We start from the raw sequence: 12,018 nt of genomic DNA, 5'->3' as shown, positions 1-12,018 counted from the left end.
CATACATAAACAAACGCAATCATAAAAACATGACCGCAACCTTACAACAGCGTCAAAGCGCGAACGTATGGGATCGCTTCTGCGAGTGGATTACCAGCACCAATAACCGTCTATACATCGGTTGGTTCGGAGTCCTGATGATCCCCACCCTGCTAGCAGCAACCACCTGCTTTATCATCGCCTTCATCGCCGCACCTCCAGTAGACATCGATGGTATCCGCGAACCAGTAGCAGGTTCATTACTCTACGGAAACAACATCATCTCCGGTGCAGTTGTTCCATCCTCTAACGCCATTGGCTTACACTTCTACCCCATTTGGGAAGCAGCTTCCTTAGATGAGTGGTTGTACAACGGTGGTCCTTACCAATTGGTAATCTTCCACTTCTTGACCGGCGTATTCTGTTACTTAGGTCGGGAATGGGAATTGTCCTACCGCTTAGGAATGCGTCCTTGGATTTGCCTAGCATTCTCTGCACCAGTAGCAGCAGCAACCGCAGTCTTCTTGGTCTACCCCATCGGACAAGGTTCATTCTCTGATGGTATGCCCTTGGGTATCTCCGGCACATTCAACTTCATGATTGTGTTCCAAGCAGAACACAACATCCTGATGCACCCCTTCCATATGTTAGGTGTAGCGGGTGTATTCGGTGGCTCATTGTTCTCCGCAATGCACGGTTCTCTAGTAACATCTTCCTTAGTTCGTGAGACAACCGAAAACGAATCACAGAACTACGGTTACAAATTCGGACAAGAAGAAGAAACCTACAACATTGTGGCAGCACACGGTTACTTCGGTCGCTTAATCTTCCAATACGCATCATTCAACAACAGCCGTTCCTTGCACTTCTTCCTCGCTGCTTGGCCTGTCATCGGTATCTGGTTTACCGCTTTGGGTGTCAGCACAATGGCGTTCAACTTGAACGGTTTCAACTTCAACCAATCCATCATTGATTCTCAAGGTCGTGTCATCGCTACTTGGGCTGATGTAATCAACCGCGCTAACCTGGGTATGGAAGTAATGCACGAGCGTAACGCTCACAACTTCCCCTTAGATTTGGCTGCTGGTGAAGTTGCTCCTGTTGCTATCAGCGCACCTGCTATCAACGGTTAATTTTCACACACAAATCAATAATCTAGCTGTAAATTAAAGGCACTCCCTGAAAAAGGGGGTGCTTTTGATTTTGATATTCATGTTTAAAAAAATAAACTAAGTATATTTCCTCACGAGTTCCTCACAATTTAATTTGAGAATAATTTGCAGTAAAACTCAAAAATAAATTCCTATGGAATGTCATAACTGTAAATCTCAAGGTCAATCGTGTGGAAAGCGATCGCATAAATTGCCATTTTTTCGTAAAAGTCAGCAATATTTAGCCAAGCAAGTTTCCCCAAGTCCCCCAATTGCCTTGGTAGGAATGCCCAATGTTGGTAAGAGTGTGCTGTTCAATGCACTGACTGGAATTTATGTTACGGTTTCTAATTACCCCGGTACGACTGTAGAGGTGAGTCGTGGGCTAGCGCAGATAGGGGAACAAAGCATAACGGTGATTGATACACCAGGGATGTATTCGTTGATGCCCATCAGCGAAGAAGAAAAAGTTGCCAGAGATTTATTGCTAACAGAACCTGTAGCATCTGTGATTCATGTGGTGGATGCGAAGAACTTGGGACGGATGTTGTCTCTCACCTTTCAACTCATCGAAGCTGGACTACCTGTTTTACTCGCCGTCAACATGATGGATGAAGCGCGTCGTTGGGGACTGGATATACAACAGGATGCACTCGAACGTGAGTTAGGAATTCCAGTAGTCTGCATGGCGGCGGCTTTGAATCAAGGTATAGATGAATTGCGATACAGGATTGCACCATTCCTGTCGATTCAGGCTGCCATGATACCTGCGTAAGTATTTTCAGATGAGGAAGGAAAGGTATGATCAGCGAAGTTATTTATCCCGAACCAATTGAAAGCGCGATCGCACAACTAGAATCGTGGTGGCAAAATTTAGGCGTTGGCGCAGCCTCTTCAAAGGAGAATCGCTATTTATTTGGCAATTATTCGCTTTCACAGCGTAGCGTAGCTTTATTACTGTTACAAAAAGACCCAGCTTTATGGCAAACCTTGCAACAGGATCAAGAACAGTGTCGTCATCTGGAAGTATTGATTACCGTCACGCAAAATCAACTCCAACAACCCATCGGATTAGCGATCGCCAATTCTCGTCAAAGTCAGGCTCAAGCTATAGAACGAGCAGTTTTACATCAAACCAAACAGGCGCGATCGTCATTGTCTGAGACACTCCACAAACTCACCGTCAACCCCATTACCGGGTTTCCCATTCTTGTAATTATCCTTTACTACGGAGTCTATAAATTTGTCGGTGAATTTGGGGCAGGGGAACTAGTTGATCGCATCGAAACCTTTTTTGAATCACAAATCAACCCAATAGTCAATCAAATCACTGCTCAAGTCATTCCCTGGCGACCAATTCAAGACTTGATTGCTCATGACTATGGCATTATTACCTTGGGGATTCGCTACGCTACAGCCATTGTCTTACCCGTGGTTGCTACCTACTTTTTGATGTTCTCATTACTAGAAGATAGCGGCTATCTCCCACGTTTGTCTTTAATGTTAGATCGGTTATTTAAATCCGTGGGGTTATCTGGTCGCGCAGTCATTCCAATGGTTTTGGGCTTAGGTTGCGACACGATGGCAACGATTGTCACCCGCACTCTGGAAACCAACCGGGAACGATTAATTGCGACGTTTTTACTCTCCCTTGCTATTCCCTGTGCAGCGCAGTGGGGTGTAATTGTAGGATTACTGGCACAAAAACCCGCCGCCTTACTGTTTTGGGTAGGCTTTATCACTGCCATCTTTTTGGTAGTTGGCTATCTCACCGCCAGATTATTACCCGGTAAATCTGGCAGGTTTTACATGGAAGTTCCACCTTTGCGGCTGCCCAAATTGCGGAACGTCTTCATCAAAACCTGGGTGCGGATGAAGTGGTATTTTGTGGAAGTCTTGCCGTTGTTTATTTGGGCATCAGTCTTGATTTGGGCAGGACGGTTAACCGGATTATTTGATGTGATTATTCGGGGAATTGAACCTCTGACCTTGGCGTTGGGAATGCCGAAACAAGCAGCACCGATATTTCTCTACGGTTTCTTTAGAAGAGATTATGGTGCAGCCGGACTGTTTGATTTACAGCAGCAAGGTAGCCTGACAGGTAATCAGTTGGTGGTGGCGGCGATTGTCTTAACTTTGTTTCTACCCTGTATTGCCCAATTACAAATGCTGATTAAAGAACGAGGAAGCAAAACTACATTAGCGATCGTACTATTTATTTTCCCCTTCGCCTTCCTCATGGGATATGTTGTCAACACCGGCTTAACCTTATTTGGGGTGAATTTTTAAGATGAACGCCTTATCAACAGTCAAGATAGGTCAACCACAAACGGTAGTGAGTTTACGAACTCAAGATGATGCAGTGTTACAAAAGCTGATGGCATTCGGCATTTTACCCGGTAGCCATTTGGTGCTAGAGCAACGTTTTCCATCCTATGTCATCACAGTTGGCAGAACCCGCACTGCGTTAGATCAAGAAACAGCACAGATTATTTTTGTAGAATCGCGATAATTCGTCAGGTTAATCAGAGTTTAAGCGATCTCAGCAGGCACAGCATAAATGGTTATAGACATTAACTTTTCCCCCTTCCCTACTAGGGAAGGGGGTTAGGTTTCGCGTTAGCTTTTCCACATAACCTGAAAAGTCAGGTTAATACTAGGAGCAAAATCCTCGAAATTAGCATTATCCTGAGTTTCACGGTCAAGCTCAACCCCAACTAAAAGTGTGTGTTGGATAGAACCTGTACTAAATTTGCCAATGAGGTTTGTTTGCAGACTATAGCTTTTGCTATTGGCTCTGTTATCAGTCCATACTCTGTTCAGTTCACCAGTTGTTTCATTCAAGCCTCTAGGATCTTTTTGTCAAAATTTCTCTACAATTAAGTTTTTGCTCTTATCATCAGAAACAATTTTCTGTGTAACTTCGACTCAATATTAATGTAGAAGCCGTGCAGCATTCTGCACAATGAACTTATTAGAAACTGTAGAGACGCGATGTATTGCGTCTCTACTTTGACTACTATTGAATATCAGTCCATTTTTTGCAACTGCGCTACTCTAGGGTCAATAATCTTTTGTCCCAAACTTGCGAATTTAACTGCTACAGATACCTTATTTCCTTCGCCAAAAATGTGAGTTATTTCACCAAGACCAAAACTTTTGTGTAAAACTCGCTCACCTACTTGCCAATTTTGATTAACTGTTTGCTTGCCATTACTTGTAGAATTTTTGGTATGAGTTTGCCGCTTTTGACCGGGATTTGCTAATAATTCTGGGGGTAATTCGTCGAGAAATTGCGATCGCATGGCGGGTTCTCGTGAGCCATATAAGCGGCGTTCACGGGCAAAGGATAAGTGTAAGCGTTCTTGGGCGCGGGTAATTCCCACGTAACACAGACGGCGTTCTTCTTCTAAGGCGGCTGGATCGTTCATGGAACGGTAATTGGGGAATAGTCCCTGTTCTAATCCCACCAAGAAGACTACGGGAAACTCCAAGCCTTTAGAAGCGTGTAAGGTCATCAAAGAAACGGCTGTTTGACCCTCTTTTAAGTTATCTAAATCAGAACTGAGGGCGGTACTTTGTAAGAAGGCTGTTAAAGAAACATCTTCATTTTCTTCTTGAAATTGCAGTACAGCGTTGTAAAGTTCTTGGACATTTTGGATTCTGTCTTCAGCTTCGTCTGTTCCTTGATTTTGTAAGTCTTGCACGTAACCAGAATCTTCTAAAATTCCCGTTACCATCTCCGAAACGGGAACTGTGGCTATTTCTCCTTGCCAACGGTTAATCATCTTAGCAAAGTTATTGACAGCTTTGGCAGAACGTCCAGCTAAAGTATTGACTGAAGTCTCATCACTCAATATTTCCCACAATGTTGTGTTTAATTGCTGGGAAGCATTGATTAAATTATCCATAGTGGCTTTACCAATACCACGCCGGGGTGTATTAATAACTCTTAATAAACTCACGGTATCGGCTGGGTTGGCGATCGCTCTTAAATAAGCTAAGACATCTTTAATTTCTTTACGGTCATAAAATTTCATCCCGCCGACGACTGTGTAAGGAATTTGATTCCTGACTAACTGTTCTTCAAAGGGGCGAGATTGGGCGTTGGTACGATAAAGAATGGCAAAACTACCCCAATCTAATTCAGGATGTTGATGTTCTAAGCTGCGAATTTGTCTAATGACAAAATCGGCTTCAGCTAGTTCATCATCTGCTTTATGACAATAAATTTGCTCACCCGCTCCCCTTGTCGGTTTGAGGACTTTATCAATGCGTTGGGTGTTATTTTCAATGAGTTCATTGGCAGCTTGGAGAATGTTTTCACAAGAGCGATAGTTTTCTTCTAACTTCACCATTGTACGCGTATCTTCATCAGCTAAAGCATCACCAAAGTCATTCTGAAACTCTAAGAGAATGGTGAAATCTGCCATTCTAAAGCTGTAAATAGATTGGTCGGCATCACCTACGACAAAAACTGAGCGATTCTGCCAATTCCATTCCGTCTTTTTCTCTTCCCCATTAGTCGCTAACAGGCGAATCAGGTCATATTGGGTGCGGTTGGTATCTTGATATTCATCTACAAGCACATGGCAAAATTTGCGATGCCAATACCCCAAAACTTGCTCATTTTGCTGAAATAATCTGGTAGGAATCAGAATTAAATCATCAAAGTCTAGAGCATTATTTTCTGTGAGTTTATCTTGATAACGATTGTAGACATCAGCTATTACCCGTCCGCGATAATTCGGCTGTTCTTTCTCTAATTCTTGCGGTGAAAAGCCTTGGTTTTTAGCGTTACTAATGGCGTAACGTACAGAACGGGGGTCAAATTTTTTATCGTCTAAATTTAATTGTTTGGTGACAATTTCTTTAATTAAACTCATTACATCAGATTCATCAAAGATAGAGAAATTTTTATCCCATTTTCTACCTTTTTCATCTTGGTATTTTTCAATATCAAAGCGGAGAAGCCGCGAAAATAGACTGTGGAAAGTGCCACACCACAACTCTTTGATAGTAGTTTTATAAACGCGCGATCGCAGTTTTGTTTGTTCGTATTCTGGCAATAAATCCAACTTTTTTCCATGTTCTGCCATTGCTAACTGTTCAGCAAATAGCCTCTGAATCCGTTCTTTCATCTCCCGTGCGGCTTTGTTGGTGAAAGTCACCGCCAAAATATTTTCCGGCGCGACACGGTGTTTGAGAATCAAGTTAGCAATTCGGTAAGTTAAGGCGCGTGTTTTACCAGAACCCGCACCAGCTACAACGAGCAAAGGGCCGCAGTAATGTTCCACGGCTTGGCGTTGGCTGGGGTTAAGATGGCTGAGAAAGTCGATGCTTGTAGTCATGGTGTGAGGAGTGCTGATAACTTAAGTCAATGGTCAATCCCTGCGGGGAATTCAAAATTCAAAATTCAAAATTCAAAATTCAAAATTGTTCGCGCCAGCATCATTAGTCATTAGTTACTATACCTTGTCTACCTGATTTCCCAGTCCCCAATCCCCAATTACTCCTGCACAGTCAATGGTAGATGAACAATGAAAGTAGAACCAACTCCCATCTGACTTTGCACCAAAATTTCACCGCCCATCAGCTGACAAAAGTGGCGACTGATAGCTAAACCCAGTCCTGTACCGCCATACTTTTTCGTGGTAGAGGTGTCACCTTGGATAAAGGGTTGAAATAATTGTTGCTGTTGTGTGGGAGACATCCCAATACCTGTATCACTAACATTGAAAGTAATCATTCCCAGGGGAGCTTCTGGTGAGCAGTCCTCTCTGTCATTCTTAACTGTTAGCGTTATCTTGCCGTTAGTGGTAAACTTAGCAGCGTTACTTAATAAGTTTAATAATACCTGCCGCATCCTGGTTTGATCAGCGTACATTGAGCCTAAGTGTTCATCACAATACACAGCTAACACATTGCCATTTTTTTCTATAGCTGGTTTGACTGTAAGGACAACGTTATTAATTAGCGTAGCAATCTCAAAATTCTCTGGGTAGATAGACATTTTCTCGGCTTCAATTTTTGATAAGTCGAGGATGTCGTTAATCAGTTCCAGTAGGTGTCTACCAGCAGAGTTGATAGTTTCTAAGTCAGTGATGAAGTCTCCTGATAAATTTAGATCAGTTGCATCATCTTGTAGCAGTTGGCTTAAGCCAATCACTGCATTTAAGGGTGTACGTAACTCGTGACTGACATTAGCCAAAAATCTACTTTTGGCTTTGCTAGCGGCTTCGGCTTGTTCTTTGGCTTTTTCTAGTTCTTTTGTGCGTTCTGATACCCGTTCAATCAGATGATTTAAAGATTTTGCTAATAAACCAATTTCGTCTTCGGTGGTGACTGGTGCGCGTAAATCAAAATTGTGTTTCCGTGCTACTTGTTCAGCAACTTGAGTGACAATGATCACTGGTTCTGCGATCGCTCGACTGGTTCGCCATGCTATGATGCCAGCGATCGCTACTGACACCAGCATACTCAGCATGACAATTAATCTCTCTACTCCCTTAGCTTGTTCTACATCTGTTTGTCTTTTCTGTTCTTGCTCTTCCGCAGTACGGAGGATATTAGTTAATTTTTCTGATAGCTGGTCTAGTTGTACGGCTGTTTGACCACGCATAATTTCCAACAGCTTGTCTCTCGTCACAGCAACCTGCTGTTGATTACTTTCCTTTAAAACTGTATCTATTTTGTCAACATAGGATTTTAAGTAAAAGGCGTAATCTTGTAATAGAGTCTGTAAATTAGCACTTGTCGCCGCTAATTTGTCAGGGTTTCTATCAATAAATTTGTCGATTTTCTGCTCTAAATTCTTAGCTTTCTCTACATTCTGCAAAAATTCGTTCTTTTTCGCTGGTAATTGCTGTTTGTCTTCTAAAAACGCGGTCATTTTAGAGCTATGCAGTTGTGCGCCGATAACTGCATCTTTATAATCACTCAGTAGTTGTCGTTGCTCCTGAGCTTGATTAAATTGCCTGATTTCTCTCCCACGGTAGTAGTTGGCGATGACTAACCCAGTGAGTGAGCCGAAAAAGCCAATGCCAATCGCCACAAAATAACCATAACCAATTTTCTGATGTATGCGCCAGGAACTGGCTTTGAGTTTCCCTCGTGAGGGAAATTCTATAGTCGGGAGTTCATCGTTGGATGTCTCTTCTACTGGCACTTTTTCGCTTTCTAAACTGCTTTCCACAGGGATTGGCTGTTGAGTTTGCATCCCTCAAATCTCCTTATCCCTACCGCAAAAATCACCAAATCAGCTTTACTTATACAACCACCGCCAATATTGATCAATACTTCAGATTATTTTCTCTTATAACAAGGGCAATGAATCATCTTCTAGATAATTCGCATTACTTCATAATATTGAAGTGGTTTTTATCCTCATTTTTACACGCACATTTGCTTGTGATAGCTATATGGTGCTGTATAAATCGGTAGTTAGCAAATCTAAATTTTTCTAGAAGTACCTTTGCTTCTCCTCTATTTTTGTAGATAAGATTTTAGATGAAAGTATGACAATACCCTACTCTAGCGCATTTTCAATATCTCCTGGCTGATGTTTGACTAGTTCTCTCAACCACTTTTGTTAAACCCAATCAACATCTTCCAGCAATATGTCTCAGATGTTTAAAAGTCCAAAAGGGCTAATTCACTTTACTAGAACTTTCAACCAATTCAGCACAGGAATACTGACAAAAACACAAATAGGGAACTTTATCTAGTTCTACTCTAGAATCAAGACCAGCATGAATTTCTTTAGATATATAACAGTGGTATGGTTAGTATACAGCAAATATTATCATCATATTGACTCAATTTTTCATAAATTAGAGGTTTTCTACTTCTATAAGAAAACCCTCTACCTAGAAAGTTCCTCAGCAAAGGGTTTATAACTAAATTATTTTTTTAGTAGTATGTGAACTACTTTAAAGCTTGAGCGATCGCATCTGACATAGCATGACTAGCTGCTTGCTTCAAAAATTCTGCCTTATCGGTACGTTCCCAAGGCAAGTCTAAGTCATTCCGCCCAAAGTGACCGTAAGCCGCGATGTCCTGATAAAAACGTCCGCCTCGTTCACTTGGTAAGTTACGTAAGTTGAAGGTATGAATAATCCCAGCCGGACGTAGTTCAAAGTTCTGTTTGACTAGTTCCAACAAGGTGTCATCATCGATTGTGCCTGTACCAAAGGTATCCAGAAAAATGCTCACGGGTCGTGCTACACCAATGGCATAACTCAACTGCACTTCACATTTTTCTGCCAACCCAGCCGCGACGATATTTTTCGCCACATAGCGAGCTGCATAGGCTGCTGAACGGTCTACCTTGGTGGGATCTTTACCTGAGAAAGCACCACCACCATGTCGTGAATAACCACCGTAGGTATCCACAATGATTTTTCGTCCCGTCAAACCAGAGTCACCTTGAGGTCCACCAACGACAAATTTACCGGTGGGGTTGACCAAAAAACGTGTTTCTTGGTCAGGTTTAATTTCTAGGTCACCAAACACAGGTTCAACTACAGCAGTCCACAGGTCTTGTTTAATTTTGGCTTGGACTGCTGCCTCATCAGTTATATTACCGATGGTGGCTGTGTGCTGGGTGGAAATCAGAATGGTATCAATACCGACAGGGCGACCGTCTTCATAAGTGACGGTAACTTGGGTTTTACCATCAGGACGGAGATAAGGCAAATCCCCGGTTTTACGCACTGCGGCTAGTCGGCGAGCGATGCGGTGAGCTAGACTCACAGGTAAGGGCATTAGTTCTGGGGTTTCGTTACAAGCAAAACCAAACATCAGTCCTTGATCACCAGCACCAATAGTGTCAAATAGTTCTTCACTATCCTGACGGGTTTCTTGGGCAGTGTTAACACCCTGGGCAATATCAGGAGATTGTTCATCTAAGGCGACAATCACGCTGGTACTGTTAGCAGAAAAGCCGTTATCAGCATCAATGTAGCCGATTTCCGCTATTTTCTTCCGGGCGATGTTGACATAATTGACGTTGGCTTTGGTGGTGATTTCACCAGTGATTAGCACCAAGCCAGTATTTACCACTACCTCAGCCGCAACCCGACTAGCAGGGTCTTGTGTGAGTAAGGTGTCTAAAATCGTATCAGAAATCTGATCGCAGATTTTATCAGGATGACCTTCGGTAACTGACTCGGAGGTAAACAAGTAGCGTCGAGACAATAGAGTATTCCTCCTGTAAAAGTATTTTCACTGACTAAACATTCAGATATTTAGTGCAGCTACTAATTACTGAAATCATAACAATATTCACACATTCAGTAGTTAGTTTCCGTAAAAGTACAAAATAAGCTACTTAACAATCTGGACTTGCTGGCGATCGCTCATTATAGATTTTTGTGCCTTAGATGACATTTTTTCTGAAAATATTACAGTAAATTATTCCTATATATGGTATTTTGCACAAATCTATAAAAAAAAGGGAGTACGCGGAATGTACTCCCTAAAGTTTTGACACAAACACTGCTGTTTTAAACTTGAACTGCTAGCTTGGCTTCTTTTGCTGTTAAACGCTCGTAAGCAGAACGCATTTTCAAACCTGTTAACACTTGGAATAAGCCAGTACCGTTGTTAGAACCTGGATACTCACGGTGTTGTAATAACAAGTGAGTCATTTCACCTGCGTATTTGGTGGATGTGTTACTTAGGTGGTTTTCGATGTAAATAACTTCTTCTAGGTTGTCAAATTGTCCGTCTACTTCTAGAACCGAGACATAACGACCGTAGTAAACATCAGAACCGTAGTACATTTGCATACCTGGGTAAGAACAGGTTAGCTTCCGTCCGCAAGGAGTCCACTGGATGGTTGAGCCTTCATCAAAGAGGTAACATGGCTCAAAGCCTTCCTTCCCTTCCCGTTGTAGCATCCGCACCCGCAGCACTTTGCGCTCGGTGTCGTTTTTAATTAGGTTGGTGGGTAATACTTGCAGAACCACATCCGCAAATTCTCTTTGTGGTTCGATATATTTTTGGAAGTCGGGTTTGCGGGAGTTGATAGCGGCTAAGACATCTTCATAGCGGTGGCCTCTTTCTGCCATATCACGCTGGATTTTCCAGGCGATTTTCACTTCGTCGCTGATGTCGAAGTAAACGCTAAAATCAAGCAGCGATCGCACCCGTTCATCATACAGAGGATGTAGACCCTCAACCACTACAATATGATTTGGCTTGACGATTTCGGGCGGATCGATCAGGCCGGTTTCGTGGTTGTAAATCGGCTTATTAATCTCTTGACCTTCTTTGAGAGCCTTGATTTGCTCATACATTAAGTCAAAGTTGTTAGCCCTGGGGTCAAGTGCCGTGATGCCAGTTTCTTTACGTTGTTTGCGATCCAAACAATGATAGTCATCTAAACAGATAACTGTCATAAACTCTTCACCAAACAAATCTATCAAACGACGCAAAAACGTAGATTTTCCGCATCCGGAGTCTCCGGCTACTCCGATTAGTACCACGCGTTCCGGCTTACTTGTCATAAATCTCCTCTAAATACTAATGTGTCAATCAATAATTTTTTCTCACAGCAGATGTGAAGCCAGGAGTTTACCCGTTTGGTTTGTCCTGCGTTCTTGCTACTCAGCGACATATAAGATTTATCAAACGGGTGGTCAACCAAATTAGTGGCTGTGGCTCGTCTGAATATCTTGCTTTGAAAATTAGCTAAGTATTTAATCCTAGTGGTATAGTTGATTTTAACAGAATGATGTAACCCATACAATATTTACTGTCAAGAGAATCTAGTGCAGTCAGTCAAAAGGTAAAAGACAAAAGGCAAAAGAAAGAACCTTGATTATATAAGCTTTGCGTCTATGCCAGATGGTGACTTTGTTGAGGCGGTGTTGTACTGGTAATT

General features: G+C 42.4%; 9 protein-coding genes. 4 read left to right on the top strand and 5 right to left on the bottom strand.

The features are described from left to right. The first annotated feature begins 29 nt into the window (after positions 1–29). The 4 genes from psbA (at position 30) to L6494_RS24800 (ending at position 3,642) form a co-directional block, all read left to right on the top strand. The gene (gene psbA, locus L6494_RS24815) at positions 30–1,112 is read left to right on the top strand and encodes a photosystem II q(b) protein (protein WP_237990103.1); all 1,083 of its coding nucleotides are present in this window, start codon (positions 30–32) and stop codon (positions 1,110–1,112) included. Positions 1,113–1,284: 172 nt separating this feature from the next. Next, positions 1,285–1,905, top strand: a complete 621-nt coding sequence (locus L6494_RS24810) for a FeoB small GTPase domain-containing protein (RefSeq protein WP_237990388.1) — start codon at positions 1,285–1,287, stop codon at positions 1,903–1,905. A 26-nt stretch (positions 1,906–1,931) separates the two neighbouring features. Continuing rightward, positions 1,932–3,419, top strand: a complete 1,488-nt coding sequence (locus tag L6494_RS24805; protein WP_237990387.1) for a ferrous iron transporter B — start codon at positions 1,932–1,934, stop codon at positions 3,417–3,419. Between the two features lies 1 nt (position 3,420). Then, positions 3,421–3,642: a FeoA family protein gene (locus L6494_RS24800; RefSeq protein ID WP_237990386.1), complete on the top strand. Its 222-nt coding sequence runs from the start codon at positions 3,421–3,423 to the stop codon at positions 3,640–3,642. 107 nt (positions 3,643–3,749) lie between these two features. Here L6494_RS24800 and L6494_RS24795 read toward each other — a convergent pair whose 3' ends face one another. From L6494_RS24795 to L6494_RS24775, 5 genes are all read right to left on the bottom strand, one after another. Continuing rightward, positions 3,750–3,974, bottom strand: coding sequence for a hypothetical protein (locus L6494_RS24795; RefSeq protein ID WP_237990385.1), 225 nt, complete (start codon positions 3,972–3,974; stop codon positions 3,750–3,752). Between the two features lie 185 nt (positions 3,975–4,159). Further along, positions 4,160–6,481, bottom strand: coding sequence for a DNA helicase PcrA (gene pcrA / locus L6494_RS24790; RefSeq protein WP_237990384.1), 2,322 nt, complete (start codon positions 6,479–6,481; stop codon positions 4,160–4,162). A 158-nt stretch (positions 6,482–6,639) separates the two neighbouring features. Further along, positions 6,640–8,349, bottom strand: coding sequence for a sensor histidine kinase (locus tag L6494_RS24785; protein WP_237990383.1), 1,710 nt, complete (start codon positions 8,347–8,349; stop codon positions 6,640–6,642). Positions 8,350–9,056: 707 nt separating this feature from the next. Then, positions 9,057–10,328 (bottom strand): methionine adenosyltransferase, encoded by a 1,272-nt coding sequence (gene metK / locus L6494_RS24780; protein ID WP_237990382.1) that lies wholly within the window; start codon positions 10,326–10,328, stop codon positions 9,057–9,059. Positions 10,329–10,636: 308 nt separating this feature from the next. Beyond that, entirely contained in the window at positions 10,637–11,641 is a 1,005-nt protein-coding gene (locus L6494_RS24775; RefSeq protein ID WP_237990381.1) for a phosphoribulokinase, read from the bottom strand. Positions 11,642–12,018 lie beyond the last annotated feature (377 nt).

This window comes from Nostoc sp. UHCC 0870 (genome assembly GCF_022063185.1).
GTDB lineage: Bacteria > Cyanobacteriota > Cyanobacteriia > Cyanobacteriales > Nostocaceae > Trichormus.
The sequence above is the reverse complement of the archived record's forward strand: the minus strand, read 5'-3'. Positions and strand labels throughout refer to the sequence as shown.

Coding starts and splice junctions, on each gene's coding strand:
- psbA (WP_237990103.1), top strand. CDS start 30: ATGACCGCAACCTTACAACAGCGTCAAAGCGCGAACGTATGGGATCGC.
- L6494_RS24810 (WP_237990388.1), top strand. CDS start 1,285: ATGGAATGTCATAACTGTAAATCTCAAGGTCAATCGTGTGGAAAGCGA.
- L6494_RS24805 (WP_237990387.1), top strand. CDS start 1,932: ATGATCAGCGAAGTTATTTATCCCGAACCAATTGAAAGCGCGATCGCA.
- L6494_RS24800 (WP_237990386.1), top strand. CDS start 3,421: ATGAACGCCTTATCAACAGTCAAGATAGGTCAACCACAAACGGTAGTG.
- pcrA (WP_237990384.1), bottom strand. CDS start 6,481: ATGACTACAAGCATCGACTTTCTCAGCCATCTTAACCCCAGCCAACGC.
- L6494_RS24785 (WP_237990383.1), bottom strand. CDS start 8,349: ATGCAAACTCAACAGCCAATCCCTGTGGAAAGCAGTTTAGAAAGCGAA.
- L6494_RS24775 (WP_237990381.1), bottom strand. CDS start 11,641: ATGACAAGTAAGCCGGAACGCGTGGTACTAATCGGAGTAGCCGGAGAC.